This is a genomic window from Bacillus sp. BD59S (assembly GCF_007363175.1).
Taxonomy (GTDB): domain Bacteria; phylum Bacillota; class Bacilli; order Bacillales; family Bacillaceae_G; genus Bacillus_A; species Bacillus_A pacificus.
In genome coordinates this window covers 1,321,644-1,340,464 of sequence record NZ_CP034686.1, presented here as the reverse complement: position 1 = coordinate 1,340,464, position 18,821 = coordinate 1,321,644, and the positions used below count along the sequence as shown (strand labels likewise).

The 18,821-nt window shown below is 36.0% G+C and carries 20 protein-coding genes, 1 riboswitch and 1 other annotated feature; of the genes, 3 read left to right on the top strand and 17 right to left on the bottom strand.

Annotated features, from left to right (window positions below):
* The first annotated feature begins 55 nt into the window (after positions 1 to 55).
* Positions 56 to 1,411 (top strand): branched-chain amino acid transport system II carrier protein BrnQ3, encoded by a 1,356-nt coding sequence (brnQ3, locus tag EKQ63_RS08885; protein WP_087951819.1) that lies wholly within the window; start codon positions 56 to 58, stop codon positions 1,409 to 1,411.
* 22 nt (positions 1,412 to 1,433) lie between these two features.
* Here brnQ3 and EKQ63_RS08880 read toward each other — a convergent pair whose 3' ends face one another.
* From EKQ63_RS08880 to gltP, 9 genes are all read right to left on the bottom strand, one after another.
* On the bottom strand, positions 1,434 to 1,772 hold the full coding sequence (locus EKQ63_RS08880) for a DUF3922 domain-containing protein (protein WP_373408446.1): 339 nt from the start codon (positions 1,770 to 1,772) through the stop codon (positions 1,434 to 1,436).
* 55 nt (positions 1,773 to 1,827) lie between these two features.
* Positions 1,828 to 2,460, bottom strand: a complete 633-nt coding sequence (locus tag EKQ63_RS08875) for a response regulator (protein ID WP_000598709.1) — start codon at positions 2,458 to 2,460, stop codon at positions 1,828 to 1,830.
* The gene (locus EKQ63_RS08870; protein WP_087951817.1) at positions 2,457 to 3,512 is read right to left on the bottom strand and encodes a sensor histidine kinase; all 1,056 of its coding nucleotides are present in this window, start codon (positions 3,510 to 3,512) and stop codon (positions 2,457 to 2,459) included. Before EKQ63_RS08870 ends, EKQ63_RS08875 begins: the two co-directional genes overlap by 4 nt.
* Positions 3,512 to 4,252 (bottom strand): cell wall-active antibiotics response protein LiaF, encoded by a 741-nt coding sequence (gene liaF / locus EKQ63_RS08865; protein ID WP_000716094.1) that lies wholly within the window; start codon positions 4,250 to 4,252, stop codon positions 3,512 to 3,514. Before liaF ends, EKQ63_RS08870 begins: the two co-directional genes overlap by 1 nt.
* Before the next feature lie 106 nt (positions 4,253 to 4,358).
* Positions 4,359 to 5,021 (bottom strand): PspA/IM30 family protein, encoded by a 663-nt coding sequence (locus EKQ63_RS08860; protein ID WP_000814138.1) that lies wholly within the window; start codon positions 5,019 to 5,021, stop codon positions 4,359 to 4,361.
* Between the two features lie 50 nt (positions 5,022 to 5,071).
* A complete protein-coding gene (locus EKQ63_RS08855; RefSeq protein ID WP_000808648.1) occupies positions 5,072 to 5,428 on the bottom strand; it encodes a lmo0954 family membrane protein in 357 nt (118 codons plus the stop codon).
* 228 nt (positions 5,429 to 5,656) lie between these two features.
* Positions 5,657 to 6,973: a Na+/H+ antiporter NhaC family protein gene (locus EKQ63_RS08850; protein WP_000665478.1), complete on the bottom strand. Its 1,317-nt coding sequence runs from the start codon at positions 6,971 to 6,973 to the stop codon at positions 5,657 to 5,659.
* Between the two features lie 94 nt (positions 6,974 to 7,067).
* Positions 7,068 to 7,173: riboswitch (SAM riboswitch) on the bottom strand.
* Positions 7,174 to 7,293: 120 nt separating this feature from the next.
* Positions 7,294 to 7,812 carry a ribonuclease FAU-1 family protein gene (locus EKQ63_RS08845; RefSeq protein ID WP_087951815.1) on the bottom strand — a complete coding sequence of 173 codons (519 nt, stop codon included), beginning with the start codon at positions 7,810 to 7,812 and terminating at the stop codon, positions 7,294 to 7,296.
* A 66-nt stretch (positions 7,813 to 7,878) separates the two neighbouring features.
* On the bottom strand, positions 7,879 to 9,150 hold the full coding sequence (gene gltP, locus EKQ63_RS08840; RefSeq protein WP_000821146.1) for a glutamate/aspartate:proton symporter GltP: 1,272 nt from the start codon (positions 9,148 to 9,150) through the stop codon (positions 7,879 to 7,881).
* A 499-nt stretch (positions 9,151 to 9,649) separates the two neighbouring features.
* Here gltP and EKQ63_RS08835 point away from each other — a divergent pair, with 499 nt between their 5' ends.
* Positions 9,650 to 10,921, top strand: a complete 1,272-nt coding sequence (locus EKQ63_RS08835) for a murein hydrolase activator EnvC family protein (protein ID WP_143880968.1) — start codon at positions 9,650 to 9,652, stop codon at positions 10,919 to 10,921.
* 101 nt (positions 10,922 to 11,022) lie between these two features.
* Positions 11,023 to 11,184, top strand: a complete 162-nt coding sequence (locus EKQ63_RS29875; protein ID WP_001095994.1) for a hypothetical protein — start codon at positions 11,023 to 11,025, stop codon at positions 11,182 to 11,184.
* 30 nt (positions 11,185 to 11,214) lie between these two features.
* Here EKQ63_RS29875 and EKQ63_RS08830 read toward each other — a convergent pair whose 3' ends face one another.
* The 8 genes from EKQ63_RS08830 to sat all read right to left on the bottom strand — a co-directional run bounded on the left by EKQ63_RS08830 (position 11,215) and on the right by sat (position 18,791).
* The gene (locus EKQ63_RS08830) at positions 11,215 to 12,570 is read right to left on the bottom strand and encodes a sodium-dependent transporter (RefSeq protein ID WP_000665439.1); all 1,356 of its coding nucleotides are present in this window, start codon (positions 12,568 to 12,570) and stop codon (positions 11,215 to 11,217) included.
* Between the two features lie 111 nt (positions 12,571 to 12,681).
* Positions 12,682 to 12,930 (bottom strand) — a binding site (T-box leader).
* A gap of 61 nt (positions 12,931 to 12,991) precedes the next feature.
* Positions 12,992 to 13,609 carry an NAD(P)-binding protein gene (locus EKQ63_RS08825; protein ID WP_000283349.1) on the bottom strand — a complete coding sequence of 206 codons (618 nt, stop codon included), beginning with the start codon at positions 13,607 to 13,609 and terminating at the stop codon, positions 12,992 to 12,994.
* The gene (locus EKQ63_RS08820; protein WP_049111557.1) at positions 13,584 to 14,339 is read right to left on the bottom strand and encodes a sirohydrochlorin chelatase; all 756 of its coding nucleotides are present in this window, start codon (positions 14,337 to 14,339) and stop codon (positions 13,584 to 13,586) included. The genes EKQ63_RS08825 and EKQ63_RS08820 overlap by 26 nt, the downstream gene beginning before the upstream one ends.
* Position 14,340: 1 nt before the next feature.
* The gene (cobA, locus tag EKQ63_RS08815) at positions 14,341 to 15,117 is read right to left on the bottom strand and encodes a uroporphyrinogen-III C-methyltransferase (RefSeq protein ID WP_143880967.1); all 777 of its coding nucleotides are present in this window, start codon (positions 15,115 to 15,117) and stop codon (positions 14,341 to 14,343) included.
* A gap of 86 nt (positions 15,118 to 15,203) precedes the next feature.
* On the bottom strand, positions 15,204 to 15,404 hold the full coding sequence (locus tag EKQ63_RS08810; protein ID WP_143880966.1) for a DUF3906 family protein: 201 nt from the start codon (positions 15,402 to 15,404) through the stop codon (positions 15,204 to 15,206).
* Between the two features lie 10 nt (positions 15,405 to 15,414).
* Complete coding sequence (locus EKQ63_RS08805) at positions 15,415 to 17,037, bottom strand: nitrite/sulfite reductase (protein WP_143880965.1); 1,623 nt, start codon at positions 17,035 to 17,037, stop codon at positions 15,415 to 15,417.
* A gap of 11 nt (positions 17,038 to 17,048) precedes the next feature.
* Positions 17,049 to 17,642, bottom strand: a complete 594-nt coding sequence (gene cysC, locus EKQ63_RS08800) for an adenylyl-sulfate kinase (protein WP_000380508.1) — start codon at positions 17,640 to 17,642, stop codon at positions 17,049 to 17,051.
* A 12-nt stretch (positions 17,643 to 17,654) separates the two neighbouring features.
* Positions 17,655 to 18,791, bottom strand: a complete 1,137-nt coding sequence (sat, locus tag EKQ63_RS08795; protein ID WP_000107515.1) for a sulfate adenylyltransferase — start codon at positions 18,789 to 18,791, stop codon at positions 17,655 to 17,657.
* Positions 18,792 to 18,821: the final 30 nt, after the last annotated feature.

The window sequence follows — 18,821 nt, the reverse complement described above, 5'->3', positions numbered from 1 at the left end:
TAGGGACGAGTTTTTTGTGTTCTTACAAATGAATTTTAATAAAGGAGGAAAAACAATGAACACTGTATCAAAAAAACATATTTTTTTCACGGGTCTTATGCTATTTTCTTTATTTTTTGGGGCAGGTAATTTAATTTTCCCTCCCATGCTTGGACAAAATGCAGGCGAAAACTTTTGGCCGGCAATGATTGGATTTTTACTAACAGGAGTCGGTTTACCACTACTAACAGTTATCGCAATTTCGTTATCAGGAAATGGTATGCAGCAACTTGCAAGTCATGTCCACCCATTATTCGGAATATTCTTTACGGTAGTTGTATACATCGCAATCGGTCCTTCTATGGGTATTCCACGCGTTGCAAATGTCGCTTATGAAATGGGCGTTAGTTCTTTCTTACCAGAAACGATTCGCTCTAGCAGCCTAGCACTTTTTGTATATACAATCATCTTCTTTGCTATCGTATATTGGCTGAGTTTGAATCCATCTAAACTTGTAGATCGTATTGGAAATATATTAACACCTATTTTATTATTCTCTATTTTCTTATTGTTTGTTAAAAGTGTATTTACACCACTTGGACAATCAGGACCTGCAATGCAAGAGTATCAAACTTCTCCGATTTTCAAAGGCTTTATGGAAGGATACTTAACGATGGATACCATTTCAGCACTTGCATTTGGAATTATCGTTGTAAATACCATTCGCTCTAAAGGTGTGAAGGATCGTAAATCCATTGCTATCGCAACAGCCAAAGCTGGACTTATTGCTGCTACTGGCCTCGTACTTGTATATGGTGCGCTTGGCTGGCTCGGTGCAACTAGCGTCTCGCTCGGATATGCAAAGAATGGTGGACAATTACTTACTGTGATCGTACAACAATTATTCGGTCCATATGGTCTGCTTTTATTATCTCTTATCGTTACACTCGCTTGCTTAACAACATGTGTTGGACTTGTATCTGCATGTAGTCAATATTTCTCAACATTATTGACTAAATTTTCATACAAAACATTCGCAAGTATCATTTGTGTATTGGGATTATTAGTTGCCAACTTAGGTTTAACAAAAATCATTTCCATCTCTGTTCCAATTCTACTTGTTGTATATCCAGTTGCGATTGTACTTGTTCTACTATCGTTACTGCATAAATATTTCGGTGGATATCGCTCTGTTTATGTAGGTGCTTTAATTGGAGCAGCAATCGTAAGCGTATTTGATGGATTAAAACAAGGTGGTATTTCAGTTTCATTTATCACATCATATTTTGAATTTATCCCTTTATATAATGAAGGAATAGGTTGGCTAGTACCTGCATTAATCGGAGCTCTTAGCGGACTTACAATCGCTAAGCTAAGCGGCGCGAAAAAAGTTCCCTTACTAACCGAATCTCGTGAAATAAAAGCATCCTAAAAAACTCCCGAAAGGGAGTTTTTTACATTTGATAAGCAGTATGATTAAAACTGCTTATTTTATACGCTTTCGTATAATAATCAATATTTGTATCCACTGTTTCTACTTTGACAACATCGTAGCACTCTTCTTGCTTTACTAAAAATAAATAGTACTCTTCTGTCGCCTCAACAATTGCAATTTTATCTGTTTCAACATTATATTGTTCACAAAGCGCTTGTAATGCGTTCACATAATCCCCTAGTTTTTTAGACTTATCCATGCCGAATATAGTTTGAACTAACATATACATTCTCCCCTTTGTATGTACTGTTAACAACTCAATGATAACGCTTACATTTATTAGCGTCAATAAAAAGATTTTGTACAAACTAATAACCAGTGGGGACCACCCCACTGATTAAAGTTTCACTTTATCATTTCGTCAATTGATGTCGAAACGCATAAATAACCGCCTGTGTTCGATCACTTACATTTAGCTTATTTAATATATTACTCACATGTGTCTTTACTGTTTTGAGGGCAATAAACAACTCATCTGCAATCTCTTGATTACTTTTCCCCTCTGCAATTAATAACAAAATTTCAGACTCTCTTTCTGTTAACTCCTCATGCAAAGGTTGTTCTTTCTTCTGACGCATACGAGACATCATTTTACCAGTAACTTTCGGCTCTAATACCGTTTCTCCGTCATAAGTAGCTCGTACAGCGTCTGCTATATCACTCGCTCTTGATGTTTTTAATAAATAACTTGTCGCTCCGGCCTCAATAACAGGATACAATTTCTCATCATCTAAAAAGCTCGTTACAACTACAATTTTTGCTTCTGGCCATTCTTGAATAATAGCACGTGTTGCTTCAACACCATCCATCTCATCCATGACAAGGTCCATCAAAATAATATCCGGCCTTAATTGCAAAGCTAACTCTGAACCTTTTCTTCCATTTTCAGCTTCTCCAACTACTTCAATATCTGGCTGCGTTGATAAATATGCTGATACACCCATTCGAACCATTTCATGATCATCCACTAGTAATACTTTAATCATGATTCTCCCCCTCTCTCAATCATAATCGGTACTTTTACTTCTATTTGTGTACCTTTATTTGGAAAACTAAGTACCTTTAATGTCCCACCAATTTCATGAACACGCTCTTGTATTGACCTTAATCCGTAAGAACCAGCCTTATTCACTCCTACTTTAAAACCTACACCATCATCAATAATTTTCAATATTGCATATTGATCAATTTTTCGAAGACGCACTTCCGTTTTCTTTGCCTTCGCATGACGTAAAGTGTTAGATAGCGCCTCTTGTACAATGCGGAATAAGTGATCTTCTACACCTTTTTTTAATTGAATCGGTTCAATTAACCATTCAATTTTCATATGTTGCTTTCTAGATAGTTCTGTTAATAATTCTTCTATACCTTCTGTTAGTTTCTTACCTTCTAACTGTACTGGGCGTAAATGAAGAAGCAATGCTCTCATTTCTGACTGGGCATTTACAACCATATTTTCAACGAGCTGTAACTGCTTTTTCGTCGTTTCTGGAAATTCAGCTACTTGTTCATTAATAGCCGACATCATCATCGACATTGCAAAAAGCTGCTGACTTACAGAATCATGCAGCTCCCTCGCCAATCGATGCCTTTCTTGGGAAATCGCTTCTTGTCTCATCTCTTCATTCCAATGAGCTCGTTCATTCGTTACCTTTTGAAAGAGTCCAGCTTGCTCCTCTAATCGACGAGCCAGACCGATTACTTTTCGTTCCACTTCACGAAATTCATCATCTGCAGTAAACGAAACATCACTCGGAAAATTCCCTCGCTCTACTTCAAATAGAAACGTATTTAATCCTTGTATACGCTGCTCTATATAGTAACCGATTGCATATCCTACAATTCCCCCGATAAGTAAACTTGTAGTCATAATAAACAAGCCAATTGGAACAGAAGCGATGGATTCCTTCCATAATAAATCATATACTTGTTGCTCGCTTTTCCATACATATACAATTGTACAAATGAGTGCGATACTAACTGAGGACAACATAGAATAACGAATATACATCCACGAAATATTTTTTTGTTTCTTCATTATACTTTCCTCACTTCCGTATCGCCTACGACAAGCGAAGAAATAATTTTAATACGACGAGGAGCCTCTTTATACTGCTCTGTTCTAAATGTAACATTGCGGTTAAACCCTGTCTCCTCATGACCTGGCAAGAGCACACGTCCGACAATAACAGAATGATTTAAAGACAGTTCAATATCATATGGCACATATAAACGAATATTACCAACGACACCCCGAATAACAATTACCGTTTCTCCTTCTGGAATCATAGCAGTTGTTAAATCTATTTCCACATCACAAGCACCATATTGAACATTAATATCCTCAAGTTCATAAATATGATCCATCATTCGTACATTGCCAACAAACATATTTTTCAAATATGGTTCTGTACGATATATTTGCTTCTCTTCATCTATAATCCCTTTTTCTTTAATTTCAACCTTCATTGCTTTTTGCTGATGCCCTTGTTGAATCAATTGATAACCAATTAAAGCTAAACAAGCAAATACGACAAGAACAAATGCTGCTGATGAAAATAAGAAGAATAAAAATACGATACCACCAACAAATAAAAATACATTTCCCCGTACATAACGATTCTTTTTACGATAATGCCTTCCAAACATAAGCATAATAAATGCAAAAATGAGACCACCTGGTTCAAAATGTCCAAGTATCATATCAAGAAAAAGACCGAATCCAAATATGATGAGGAGCATCCCCATTAATTGTGTCTTTGAAAAATGTTTCTTCATTTCAGCTCCCCCCTTCTTGTCACATATACATAGAAGAAAAGGCATTGCTTTCCAACACCTTTTCTCCTATCACTATATCATAAGCCTGTTTTATAATATACTACTATTATTTTGTTAACTCTTTCGTTAACGATACATCATTCTTTTCTTTCATTTCACGCTCAAGCTTTGCAATCTTCATATCAAATGTATCACGTTCATGCTCCTCGTTCATACGAGTTTCTAAGTCGCGAATATGATCTTCAATTTCTTCAAAGCGTAAGAATGGATTATTTTCATCCATTTTATGCATCGCAGTATTCATACGACGATTTGCATGTGCCATATTTTCACGTGCCATTAATTCCATACGTTTCGCGTGCATTTCTTTTAATTTATTTTTCATTTCAGAAAGACGACGCTCTAACTCATCAATTTGCTCTACAACACCTGCATACATTTCTTCTAATCGAGTTACTTGCCCTTCATAATAAGCTACTTCTTCTAATGCACGCTCATGTAGTTGTAATTCTCCTGCTTCTTGAGCGATAATCGCTTGCTTTGATCTTTTATTCACGAAATAACGTGCTTGCTCAAGCTCACGAGCAAAGTTAGATTTTAATGTTTTATGACGCTGAATTAACTTCTCAATTTTTGTTATTTCACGCTCACTATCGCGTAAATATTGGTTTAACATAGCAATTGGGTTTTTTCTTTCTTTCTCATCTAACACATTATGAAAATCCGCTAAAATTGCATCGCGTACACGTCCGAATAAAGATTGTTTCATTATAATCTTCCTCTCTTCTACTTTATAAATTTGATTTGATTGATTTTATATTAGTTTTTCATTAACTTGTTCCACTCATCTTCAAAGTTACTATATGGTTTAGAACTTTCTGGAGCAGAATCAACAACTACATCTTTTTCTTTTTTCCACTCACGGTATCCGTAGTATAAAACTACTAATGCTGCTATACCGATTAATGCTGGGGAATGCGAAAGGGCGATGGACAAGCCGATCAAACCAACAATACCCCAAGCTAACTTTCCAAAAAATGATTGTGCTCGCACAAATGATTTATAGCTCCAGTACACAACTCCTGCTCCAATTGCGAATCCTACAATACCAGCAAGACTGCCAAGAGCAATTAAAGCTAAAATACCAGCCGCGATAAACGCTAGAAATTGTTTCATCTTGTGCTTGCCTCCCTTCGATTTGATACTCTTATCTTAACTATTTTTTCTTTTTTCCATAACGAGCTTAAGAACCGTTTTTAACTCAGACTTAAGACCGAGTTGCATTCAGCCTTTTGTAAAAACATATGGTAGCATGGGATCATTCACTCTTTTCCCGCACATAAAAAGCCGTACAGAGAACATTCTCTGTACGGCTTTCGTTACTTTTCATACACTTCATTTTCATTATGCTGTTTTATGATACTCTTTCTTTTCCGCTACTTTAGAAAACCTCGGGAAACCAATTAATATAGAAATGATTCCACATACTCCAACTAAGATTGGATAAAACGCATATGGTAACAGTTCAATTGGAGATAACGCCGCAAATCCTGCTGCTGTTAACATTTGCGCACCATACGGAATTAACCCTTGCACACAGCACGAGAAAAGATCTAATACACTCGCTGATTTACGAGGATCAATTTCATATTGATCTGCAATGTTTTTCGCAAGCGGACCTGTAAAGATAATAGAAATGGTATTATTCGCTGTACACATATTCGTCATACCTACTAAACCAGCGATACCGAACTCTGCTCCTTTTTTTGAACGAATGTTACGCGTTAAAATATTCATTAAATATTGAATGCCACCATTATATTGAATCAATTCGACCATACCGCCAATTAAAATAGCAAGTAATACTAACTCCATCATACCGCCCATTCCAGTCGTTACACTTTTAAAGAAACTCTCTAACGTATAACTTCCATCTAAAAGACCGATAACCCCAGATAGTACAGTTCCACCGGTTAACACGATAAGTACATTCCAACCAAGTAGCGCTGTAATAAGTACTCCTGCATACGGTAAAATCTTTATCCAGTCAAAGCTATGCGTTTTAATCTGCGTATCGCTTCCTAAAGTAATGATTACTAATAGTACAATTGTAATAATAGCTGCTGGTAATACAATTAAAAAGTTCGTTTTAAACTTATCTTTCATTTCTGTTCCTTGTGAACGTACAGCTGCGATTGTTGTATCTGAAATAAATGATAAATTATCTCCAAACATCGCTCCGCCAACAACAGTAGCCATCGTAAGTGCAATTGAGATATCAGTTTGCCCACTAATACCTACAGCAATTGGTGCTAATGCAGCAATTGTTCCCATGGAAGTTCCCATCGCTAATGAAATAAACGCTCCTATAACGAAAATGCCAGCTACGATAAATCCTTGTGGTAAAATTGATAACGCTAAGTTAACTGTAGAATCAACGCCACCCATCCCTTTTGCTGTTTCAGAAAACGCTCCTGCCAGTACAAAAATCAGAACCATAATCATAATATCTGGGTTCCCTGCACCTTTAGCAAATCGTTCCACTTTTACATGAAAACTTTCTTTACGATTCATTGCTAAAGCAACTCCTACAGCAATTGAAATTGCTACAAGTATCGGCAATTTATAGAAATCACCTGTAATAATTCCAGAACCAATAAATAGCGCCAGAAATATCCCAAGTGGTAATAATGCCAAACCATTTCCTCTCGTTTCTTTCAAAGTACCATCTCTCCCTAGTTTCAACCTTTTTCTAATGAATAACAAAAGACCTCTTCCAACAAGAAGAGGTCTTATACATCTATAAGAAACGCTCTTCTCATCTTTCAAGCATATGCTTGCTGGATTTGGCACAGCACTCTGAAATCGAGTCCGCTGCCGAGGCATCGTAGGGCCAGTCCCTCCGCCTCTCTTTATAAGAAGGTTTCATATTTATTTTTTAATAATAATTTCTTCCCTAACTTTACTCGCTTACAAAACAAAAGTCAATTATTTTTTGTATAGATTTTTTTGGTAATTATACAAAAATTTGAATACAATAATCATTTTAACTTTTTGATTTCTTCTTCCAATATTGAAATCCAATAAAATTCACTATTTTTTATTGCAGCTATGATCCATTTCGTAGTGTACCAAGCTAACTCATACTCTTCTTTTGTAACATCGCCACTTTTATAAGCATCCTCTAGCTCATCTTCATCTAGCACATACATCTTACCATTCGGTAATAACACTACATCTAAATATAAATCATCAAAATACGGTAAACCACGCTCGTCTATTTCATATTCTTTCGCCACATCGATATAATATTGCACTAATTCTTTTTGATCATCTAACATAGCGGTAATCGCAAAGTTTTTCCCGTCTATGAAATATTGAATCCACGTATACTGATTGCCAGCAATACATAGCTCTTTACCGTCATATTCTTTACAACTAGGTTCTCTCACCTTTTTTATTTCCAGTATTCCTAGCATTCCCTCTTCTATTTGCTTAACCGTATAATTCTTCTCTAGTAGTCGCTTCCACGAAGAACCGTCACCATATTTACGTTTCATTACGTCTGCTCCCCTTCTATATAGAAAAGCCCCCACATATTATGTGAGAGCTTGTTCAAATTATAATTAAGCTGCTTGCTTATTAGAAATTTCTTTCAAGTAGGCTTGTCCTTTTTCAGCGTCATATTGACCTTCCCATTTAGACATAACTACAGCTGCTAAAGAGTTACCTACAACGTTAACTGCTGTACGAGCCATATCTAAAATACGGTCAATACCAGCGATAAAGGCTAAACCTTCCGCTGGAATACCTACTGTACCAAGTGTCGCTAATAATACAACGAATGATACGCCAGGTACACCCGCAATACCTTTTGATGTAAGCATTAATACAAGTAATAATGTAATTTGTTGTGTAATAGATAAATCAATACCATACATTTGTGCTAAGAAAATAGCCGCAATTGCTTGATATAAAGTTGATCCATCTAAGTTAAATGAATAACCTGTCGGAATAACAAAAGATGTAATTGCTTTCGGACAACCAAACTTCTCCATTTTCTCCATGATTTTTGGTAAAACTGTTTCTGAACTTGCTGTAGAGTACGCTAAGATTAGTTCATCTTTTAAAATCTTAAAGAATTGGAAAATGTTAATTCCAAATATTTTCGCTGTAATTCCTAATACGACTACAACGAAGAAAATCATTGCTCCGTATACGACAATTAATAATTTCCCTAATGGAATTAATGAAGAAAGACCAAATGTAGAAACTGTAACTCCAATTAACGCAAATACACCAAATGGTGCAAATTTCATAACTTGGTTTGTTACGTAAAACATTGCATCAGCTACACCTTGGAAAAATTGAAGAACCGGTCTTCCTCTTTCACCAATTGCCGCTACACCTAAACCAAATAATACAGAGAAGAAGATAATAGCAAGCATATCTCCGTCAGCTAATGACTTTACAATGTTTGTTGGAACAATATTTACAAATGTATCTGCAAATGAATGACTTTGTACTTGCTCTGTCGTATGTGTATATTTCGAAATATCTGTCTTTGTTAACTGCTCCATATTTACGCCTTTTCCTGGTTGGAAAATATTCGCAATTAATAGACCGACAATAATTGCAATTGTTGTAATAATTTCAAAGTAAATAATTGTTTTTCCGCCTAGTCGACCTAATTTTTTAACATCGCCAACACCAGCAACCCCAACAACAATACTCGCTACAACAATCGGTACAACGATCATTTTAATTAATCGGATAAAAATATCACCAATTGGTTGTAAATAACTCACCACTGCCGGATTGCCAAAGAAAATCGCCCCAACTGCAATACCTAGCGTAAGACCAATTAATATTTGCCATGCAAGTCCTATTCTTTTCATATTTGTTGTAACCCCCTCTTCGATGTGTCACTCTATCTCTCATTCTATCTATCTCTATAAAACTTGAAATTAAGAGTATTACATATTATTCGACAATTCACTACATTTTGTCCCTGTTAAAAATCATAAATCAAAATTTAAAATCTGACAACAAAATAAGTTTGCCCGAACGCAAATAATTTTCTTGACAAAAATAAAACCCATGTCAGAAAACCTAACATGAGAACGATTCCTTACCAGTGTTTTATTGAATGTATAACTAATATTTCACTACATAAAACAAATTCACTTTTCCCTTTATTTTACAAGAAAACTCTAAAAACAAACCTTTGTTACACAAATATAAAAAATGAATCTACAGTGAAATTTATCGTTGAAAAATGATAAATTCCGACAAAACTTAGTAATTTTATAAAATTTTCTTTACATTATGGTTACAACGATAGACACTCTTCTTCTTATGATATATAACAGTCATAGGGAAAGGAGCCAGACAACCATGAAAAAGAAATTTGTAGCGTTCAGCGTTTTAGCAGCAGGAACGATTTTTGCTTCCCCGTTACTTTCACCCGCATACGCTGAAACGAATCAAGATAAATTATCTAATATTCAATCTGAATTAGAAGGAAAACAAAATGACTTACAAAATAAATCAGCCGAGAAAGAACAAATAGAAAAAGAAATTCAAGAATTACAAAAGAAAATCGACGATTTAACTACTTCTATTAATAAAAACGAAGCTGAATTAAACGATACAAAAAAAGAAATTAGTAAAACACAACAAGTAATTACTGAAAAAAAGAAACATATAGAGCAATTACAAACAAACATAGATACACGTCAGGAAGTTATTAAGCAACGACTGCAATCTATGCAAGAAAAACCTCGCACAAATATCATTACGGAAGTATTAACAAATTCTGCAAACATTGCTGATCTTGTTGATAATATGTACTCTGTCAGTTTAATTTTAAACAACGATACTGATATTGTGAAAAAACAAACAACTGACCAAGATGCTGTGACGAAAGAAAAAGAGGCTGTTGAGAAAAAAGAGCAACAACTGAAAGAATCCGAGCAAAAATTAGAACAAAAACAACAAGAATTACAAAATAACCAACAACAGCAACAAACTTTTATTAGCGATCTACATACGAAAGTGGCAAAAGTAGATTCAGAGATTGAAGGATTAGAAGAATCTAAAGGCATTTTAGAAAATCAGCGTCAAGCTGTTCAAAAGGCAATTGAAGAAGAAAAGCGCGCAGAAGAAGCTCGTAAAGCTGAGGAAGCTCGCAAGGCGGAAGCAGCTCGTAAACAAGCTGCTTCATCTGCTCAAACAGCTCAAGCGGCCCCAACACCACACGATACAAACATCGGAGGATTTATTAAACCAGCAGCTGGATCAAAAACTTCTGGTTTTGGCGTGCGCTCTATAGATAACCATAAAGGAATCGATATCGCTGCTTCAGGAACTGTTCCAATTATTGCCGCTGCAGATGGCGTTGTTATTCGCTCAGAATTATCATCTAGTTACGGAAATGTTGTGTACTTATCTCACCGTATTAATGGAAAAACATATACAACAGTATATGCTCATATGAGTAGCCGTTCTGTATCGAATGGACAAACTGTAAAACAAGGAACTCAACTTGGATTTATGGGGAATACCGGCCAATCATACGGACAACATTTACACTTTGAACTTCATCTTGGAGAATGGAATGTCGGTAAGACAAACGCAGTTGATCCATCTCCTTATATCGGATTATAAAAAAACTCGGTGCATACCGAGTTTTTTTATTTCCCCTTCACACACTATAGGCATTCCACATAGACTACAACTAAATGCCTATAGTTTACGGGGTGAGTTATATGAATACACAATTACAACAAGAAATACAAGAAGCTAGAGAGACTTTTATTGGCCGGATATTTACATTTGGCGGCTCAGTTTTATTTTTAATCGGATCATTCCTCGCAGTCGTCACAGCCTATAAAGCATATAATCGTTTATTAAATACACCTACAACATAATAAAAAGACGGAGATTTCTCCGTCTTTTTATTATGCAAACATTTTAAATACGCCTATCGCATTTAAAAATACAATAATTACAGTTACTGGAATAACATAACGAAGTAAGAAGAACCAAATATTAAATAATGTTTTCCCTTTCGTTTCCGTAACTTCTAATTCTTTCATTAACATTTCTTTACTCATTTTATTTGGTACAAATAACGAAATAGCTAGTACCCCTAATGGCAGCAATACGTTACTTACTGAGAAGTCGACTAAGTCAAAGAATGTTTTCCCAAATATTTTCACATCACTCATAATTCCAAACGATAGAGCTGACGGAATTCCAACTGCAAAAATAAGAATACCAATTAATAACGATGCTGACGGACGCTTTTTCTCGTTATCTTTCGCAACAGATGCTACTACAATTTCAAGCATGGAAATCGCAGATGTTAACGTTGCAAAGAAGAATAACACCAAAAACATAATGAAGAAAAATTGTCCAAATGGTATTTTCGCAAATACTGCTGGAAGGACGATAAATAGTAACCCCGGTCCTTCAGTCGGCTTAACACCTAATGCGAAAATCGCCGGAAAAATCGCTAATCCTGCAAGTACTGTAATAAAAACAGTTAAACTTACAATAGATGTTGCTGATTTCGCTAAATGTTCTTCTTTCTTCAAATAGGAACTATACGTAACCATTACTGAGGCCCCTACTGTTAGCGAGAAGAACGATTGTCCCATCGCATATAAAATTGTATCTGCTGTCAGCTTTGAAAAATCTGGTTTCAAGAAGAACTCTACTCCTGCAAAAGCACCATCCAGTGTTAATGCACGAACAATGATCGCAATAAACAAAATAAATAATAGCGGCATCATGTACTTACTTGCTTTTTCTATCCCTTTCTCTACACCTTTACTTACAACAAAAATCGTACAAAGCATAAAGACAAATTGCGCTCCAATCGCGCTTACTGGATTTGAAATCGTTTCACCAAACAATTTCCCATAATCAACAACACCATTCCAGAAGCTTCCTGTCACACTATAATATAAGTATAGTAAAATCCATCCACCTACAACACTATAAAAAGATAGTACACTAAAACAAGTAACAACTCCCATACGACCAATCCAAGGATATAACTTGCTATTTGGCACTAATACTTTATACGCAGTAACTGCCTCTTTTTGTGTACTACGTCCAATAACAAATTCAGCTATAAGAAGCGGCATACCTATAAATAAAGTTAATAGTAAAAATACAAGGAAGAATGCGCCTCCCCCGCCATTACCTGCAACATACGGAAATTTCCATATTGCACCAAGACCTACTGCGGCTCCGGCTGCTGCGAGTACAAAGCCTATTTTCGACGTCCATTGCTGTGTTTCTTTCATCATAAATTCTCCTTTTCTGAATATTTAAACTTTTGTTAATTATACACTTTCATTTCATACTCGCACACCTCCTTTAGAAAATAAAAAAGTCCCCTACACGCAAATATGCATGTAGAGGACGATATATGTAATGTTAATACCGTGGTACCACCTCAATTGGATTGATAAACCCCACTTGTTCAAGTACAGGAAAAACTCCGATACTCTATCCTTTTAACGGCGGAACCCGGGCTGCCTACTACAATGTTCAACATACCTCTCGCAAGCCCATTCTGTATATTTTATCGTACCGGGCTCACACCTTACCCCAGCTCTCTGAACGTATCAAATATACATACTCTTCTTGCTCATCGATTTCATCTATTGAAGTTACTTGTGATTATAAATTATATTTTTATAGTTGTAAAGTACAATTTATTTATTATCCTATATGAACTCTTCTCTCTAATTCTTGTAAGAACAATTCTCTTTTTTGTTCATTTTGAACATATATCGACTTCAATACCTCTTGCAACAATATATTTCTCTCTCTTTTCTCTATTTGTAATTCTTTCACCTTTATTCTAACTTCGTATAAAAAATCAAGATACGATTCATACGTCTCATCATATTTATTTGCGATATCATCTCGAATTTTTTTTGCAAGTTTCGGACTCGCTCCTCCAGTAGAAACAGCTATATTAAGTAGCCCACGATGAAACGCCGCCGGAAAATGAACATTTCCACTTTCCGGATTCGTAATAACATTTACCAGCTGATTTTCTGCCGTATCTTCAGCAACCTTTTCATTCAATACGGCATCACTACTCGCTGCTACAACTAAAAAAGCACCATTAATATCACTTTTTTCATACTCCCTTTGATACCAACGAATTTTCTTTTCTTCTACAAGTTTCACTAAATTTGCATCCAATTCAGGACTTACCACAACTATATCTGCACCTTGTTTGAGTAAAGGAATAATTTTGAATCCCGCGACTTTCCCTCCACCAATGACAACAACACGTTTCTTCTCAACTCGCACTGTAAGTGGATACATATTGATCTCCCTTCAATAATTTCTTCGTTTTCTGAATTAACATATACTGAAACGCTTCATTCTTCCCTAAATATGGACTTATTTTTATCTCATCTAGCTCATATTGGCGTACTTCTTTTTCAATATGCTTCATAAGCAAACCTGTAAATAACAAGTAAGGCAGTACAACGATATTCTTTTCTTTTCGTTCTACAACTTCCTTTAACTTCTCCTCAAATTTTGGCTCTGCAGCTGCTAAATAACAAACTTCTACTTTCTTAATCTTCTCTTCCATTTGAAATAAAGAAGCGATCCAGTTTATATCTCTTAATACTTCAGGATCGCTACTCCCTCTTGCAACGAGAAGCAACGTGACTTCATTCTTATCTTCCTGTTCAATACCACTTCCGCTATACACCGATTTAACAAGTGTTTCTGATACACCAAACGGATTACCATATGTCACTTTAACATTCAAAAATTGATTAGTTAACTTTTCCAATTCAAACGGGATATCTTTTTTCACATGACCTGCCGCTAATAAAAAAACTGGAATAACAATAATCTCTGTAGCACCACGCTTCACACATGTACGGAACCCTTCATCAATAGTTGGACTCGCTAACTCTAAAAAACAAATTTCTTGAATACTTGCCTCTACACGGTTCATACATGACGTAATAAATGCAACCGCTTCTTCTTTCGCTGCTTTCAAGCGACTTCCATGACATATATATAAGATGGCTTTCATTTTATAACACTCCACTTACTTGATACGTACTTTCTGTCTGTTTCTCAAACCAATGGATTTTTTCTCTAAAACGGACGACTTCTCCAATTACAATCATGCTTGGATTTTGAATTTGTTCTTTTTTCGCAACATCTACAATTGTTCCTAACGTCCCAACAACTGTGCGCTGCATAGATGTCGTTCCCCGCTCAATAATAGCAGCAGGCGTACTTTTATCTTTTCCATGCTTTATCAGTTGTTCACATATGTAGGGTAAATTGCTAACTCCCATATATACAGCTAAAGTCTCTACACCTTTCGCTAAATTTTCCCACTTCACTTCCTCTGCAGCATCTTCTTTCCTATGCCCTGTCACAATAGCAAAGCTTGCACTTGCATCACGATGTGTCACTGGAATGCCTGCATAAGCAGGAGCAGCTATTCCAGCTGAAATACCAGGAACAATTTCAAACGGTACACCTTGCTTTGCTAACGCTTCAGCTTCTTCTCCTCCTCTACCAAATACAAATGGATCCCCACCTTTTAGCCTCGTTACAACTTTTCCTTTTTTCGCATATTTAATAAGAAACGTGTTAATTGTCTCTTGCTTCATCGTGTGATAATTTGGTAGTTTTCCGCAATAAATTAAATCCGCTTCAGGCTTTGCATAAGAAAGCAATTCTTTATTTACGAGACGGTCGTATAAAATAACATCTGCTTTCTCAATACATTTCAATCCTTTTACAGTAATTAAATCTGAATCTCCAGGGCCCGCTCCAACGATATATACTTTTCCCATCATCTCTCCTCATTTCTACTATTAAAGTGAAACTTCCATCCTTATATATGAATGGAAGTTTTCATTTCTTCATATTTCAATGTTCCTTACTCATGAATAACAAAGGCCGCGCTTTTTCGAATCTTCTTTTTTTCAAATAAAGCAATCTCCTTTACTTCTGGTAACGGTAAAAAATGTTTTTCAAGCTCAATCTCCACCATCTTAAATGCCTGTTCTTCACTTTCAGCAACAACAACAATTGAAACAATGCTATCCACTAATACCGCTTCAAATCGATATAAATCCATATTGCCCCTCCTAAGACGCTATTACTTCTTCTAACACGTTATTTAACGCTATTTGTAATGTCTCTACACCAACACGGCCTACAAAATCATAAAACGTTTCAGCCGGTAATTTATTTTCTTTGAAGTAACTTATAAATGATGCGAGTACATCAGGTAGATCCTCTCCATCTATTTTCCCTTTTAACTTTTGATTATAAGCACCACCATTTAACAACGTTCCACCTACATATATTTCAAATGCTTCAACAATTCCTTTTTCCTTCGTTTTCATTTTTACACCTTGTAATCCAATGTCAGCAATTTGACGTTGACCACATGAATTCGGGCATCCTACCATATGAATACGAATCGGAACATCGAGTGCAATTTGTGTATCTAAGTATTCGGCAATTTTTCGTAATCTTTCTTTCGTTTCTACTAAAGCAAGATTGCAATATTCAATACCAGTACAGGAAACCGCGTGACCAATAAACGATTTCGGATTTGCTGATATTGCTTCAAACAACGGCTCATTTAGCAAGCCAGTTATATTTTCTGGCGGAACATTCGGAATAATGAAGTTTTGCGAATTACATGTACGAATTTGTCCATTTCCATATTGTTGTGCAATTCTTGCAATCTCAAACATTTCTTCTGCATGTAGGCGTCCTACCGGCACATTAAAACCTACATATTTTAGTCCCTCTTGTTTTTGGTCTTGGACACCATAAAAGTATCCCGCATTCCAGCCTTTGAGAGCACTTTCTCCTTTACTTTGTAATGGTCCTGTATATTCTATTAGTTTCTCTTTAAACTTCTCTGCTCCCCAGTCTGCAACAAGAAATTTCAAACGAGCTAAATGACGTTTTTCACGATATCCAAAATCACGGAATATCGTAGCAATCGCAATTGCTACCGCCTTCACTTCTTCTGGTAAAACGAATACATCTAATTCATCAGCTAAATATGGACGGGCTGATAACCCACCGCCTACTTTTATATGAAAACCAACTTTTTTCTCACCATCTATCTCTTTCGTTGCAGGTGTAAATGCAACACAGTTAATCTCTGCGTTTGCTGAATTATAAATGTTAGAACTAATAGACATTTTAAATTTACGTGGTAAGTTAGAAAATTCTTCATTATGTTGGAAATAATCATATACCTCTTTCACAATGCCAGTTGTATCAAATAGTTCATTTGCATCAATGCCAGCAAGTGGATTCCCTGTAATATTACGCGTTATATCACCACACGCCCCAGCTGAAGATAACCCAACTCTTGCTAATCTTTTAAAAATATCTGGAATTTGATGAATTTCTAACCAATGAAACTGAATTGCCTGTCTTGTCGTAATATCTATTACGTCACGTCCATAATCCTCAGCGATAGAAGCAAGCACTTCTGCCTGTGCATTCGTAATAATCCCAGAAGGAATATTTACACGCATCATAAAATAACCAGCTTCTTTCGGTCTTTGTAAATACAACCCTGCCCATTTGAATGCGTCCCACTCTTCTTTCGGAATAGATTCGAAGCCATTCTCTGCATAGTAAGGAATATCATTAAAGATTTCCAATCCATCTTTTTTTAATTTATTTTTCTCAGTTTGATTTAATTTTTCATTGTTAGCCCATACTTTTTCATAACTCATTTTTTATCCCCCTATATAAAACTACGCTCTTGTAAGTACTTCACGATTTGTTCTGCACATTCTTCAATAGAATACTTGTGCGTTTGTACAATTAATTCCGCTTTCTCTGGTTCCTCATACGGTGAATCGATACCTGTAAAGTCTTTAATATCACCTTTTCTTGCTTTTTTATAAAGCCCTTTCGGATCACGTTTCTCACACTCTTCAATTGGACATTTTACAAACACTTCTATAAATTCATCTGCAGCTAATAGATCTCTAACTTGTTTTCGGTCTACTCGAAACGGTGAAATAAACGCTGTAAGAACAACAGTCCCTTGATCTACAAATAACTTCGCCACTTCGCCAATCCGTCTTATATTTTCCATACGATCACTTTCAGAAAAGCCTAAGTCTTTATTTAAACCGTGGCGTATATTATCTCCATCTAGTACATAGTTTCCAATATTCTTTTCAAATAGTTTACGAGCAACCGCGTTTGCTACTGTAGATTTACCCGACGCTGATAAACCAGTAAACCAAATGACAAAACTATGATGCCCATTCTTCACTCTTCTCTCATCTTTTGAAACAGAAGCTGTATGCCAAGTAATATTCGTATCCATTTCATTCTCTCCCTATTCTGTTACTACTTCTTTTTTCAAACCTTTAATTAGTACCTCTACTACCTCTTTACGACTAAATGTACTTGGCGGAACCTCACCGTTTCTTAATAGTTCTCTTACTTTCGTACCCGATAAGATGACATGATCTTCTTTTCCATGCGGGCATGTTTTCGTCGAAGCCATCGCTTCACATTTCGTACAGTAAAAACTATGTTCAAAAAATAATGGCGTAATCCCTAACTCCTCCACTGTAAAGTTTGTAAAAATTTCTTGCGCTTCATAAGTACCATAATAATCTCCTACCCCAGCATGATCGCGCCCTACGATAAAGTGGGTGCATCCAAAATTCTTTCTGACTAACGCATGGAATATCGCTTCCCTCGGTCCTGCGTAACGCATTGCTGCAGGAAATACACTTAAAAAGACACGATCTTTCGGATAGTAGTTTTGAAGTAATACTTCATAACTTTCCATTCTTACATCAGCAGGAATATCATCCGACTTCGTTTCCCCAACGAGCGGATTTAAAAAGAGGCCATCTACAATTTCAAGAGCAGATTTTTGAATATATTCATGGGCACGATGTACCGGATTTCTCGTTTGGAATCCAACTACTGTTTTCCAACCACGTTTTTTAAATTCTTCTCTCGTTTCAATTGGATCTAAATGATAAGAAGGAAACAGATTATTTTCAAAACGTTTCGTAAGAACAATAGCTCCTCCGATGTAAACGTTCGGTCTTTCGTATAATTTTTTCACTCCAGGATGAGCCTCATCCGTCGTTTTATACACTAGTAACGCTTCTTTTTCCTTATCAGGCACAAAAATATCTTCTATTTGAATAACACCATATACATTTCCACCGTTAACAAGTTTTACTTCCTCTCCAACTTTTAGCGTCTCTGCTACTTCTTCTGTTACTGGTAATGTAATTGGTATACTCCAAACGCTCCCATTAGCTAAACGAAGCGTTTCTACAACCGAATCATAATCTTTCTTTCCTAAAAAACCAGTAAGCGGGCTATATCCTCCTGTCGCTAATAGTTCTAAATCACTTAACGCAATGTTATCTAGCCCAATTTCTTTTTTAATTTGTGATACGTCGTATGTCTCGTCTATTCGATTTATTAATTCGTTTCTTGTACTCATTTTCTATACCCTCTCTTAGCTTTATTTTCA

Bases quoted from the DNA above. Each gene is read 5' to 3' on its own strand.
- EKQ63_RS08870 (WP_087951817.1), bottom strand. From the start codon at position 3,512: ATGAAGAAACAAAAAAATATTTCGTGGATGTATATTCGTTATTCTATG.
- EKQ63_RS08835 (WP_143880968.1), top strand. From the start codon at position 9,650: ATGAAAAAGAAATTTGTAGCGTTCAGCGTTTTAGCAGCAGGAACGATT.
- EKQ63_RS08830 (WP_000665439.1), bottom strand. From the start codon at position 12,570: ATGAAAGAAACACAGCAATGGACGTCGAAAATAGGCTTTGTACTCGCA.
- gltP (WP_000821146.1), bottom strand. From the start codon at position 9,150: ATGAAAAGAATAGGACTTGCATGGCAAATATTAATTGGTCTTACGCTA.
- sat (WP_000107515.1), bottom strand. From the start codon at position 18,791: ATGAGTACAAGAAACGAATTAATAAATCGAATAGACGAGACATACGAC.
- EKQ63_RS08875 (WP_000598709.1), bottom strand. From the start codon at position 2,460: ATGATTAAAGTATTACTAGTGGATGATCATGAAATGGTTCGAATGGGT.
- cysC (WP_000380508.1), bottom strand. From the start codon at position 17,642: ATGGATACGAATATTACTTGGCATACAGCTTCTGTTTCAAAAGATGAG.
- EKQ63_RS08825 (WP_000283349.1), bottom strand. From the start codon at position 13,609: ATGTATCCACTTACAGTGCGAGTTGAGAAGAAACGTGTTGTTGTCATT.
- brnQ3 (WP_087951819.1), top strand. From the start codon at position 56: ATGAACACTGTATCAAAAAAACATATTTTTTTCACGGGTCTTATGCTA.
- EKQ63_RS08845 (WP_087951815.1), bottom strand. From the start codon at position 7,812: ATGAAACGTAAATATGGTGACGGTTCTTCGTGGAAGCGACTACTAGAG.
- EKQ63_RS29875 (WP_001095994.1), top strand. From the start codon at position 11,023: ATGAATACACAATTACAACAAGAAATACAAGAAGCTAGAGAGACTTTT.
- EKQ63_RS08855 (WP_000808648.1), bottom strand. From the start codon at position 5,428: ATGAAACAATTTCTAGCGTTTATCGCGGCTGGTATTTTAGCTTTAATT.
- EKQ63_RS08805 (WP_143880965.1), bottom strand. From the start codon at position 17,037: ATGAGTTATGAAAAAGTATGGGCTAACAATGAAAAATTAAATCAAACT.
- EKQ63_RS08810 (WP_143880966.1), bottom strand. From the start codon at position 15,404: ATGGATTTATATCGATTTGAAGCGGTATTAGTGGATAGCATTGTTTCA.
- cobA (WP_143880967.1), bottom strand. From the start codon at position 15,117: ATGGGAAAAGTATATATCGTTGGAGCGGGCCCTGGAGATTCAGATTTA.
- liaF (WP_000716094.1), bottom strand. From the start codon at position 4,252: ATGAAGAAACATTTTTCAAAGACACAATTAATGGGGATGCTCCTCATC.
- EKQ63_RS08820 (WP_049111557.1), bottom strand. From the start codon at position 14,339: ATGAAAGCCATCTTATATATATGTCATGGAAGTCGCTTGAAAGCAGCG.
- EKQ63_RS08860 (WP_000814138.1), bottom strand. From the start codon at position 5,021: ATGAAACAATCTTTATTCGGACGTGTACGCGATGCAATTTTAGCGGAT.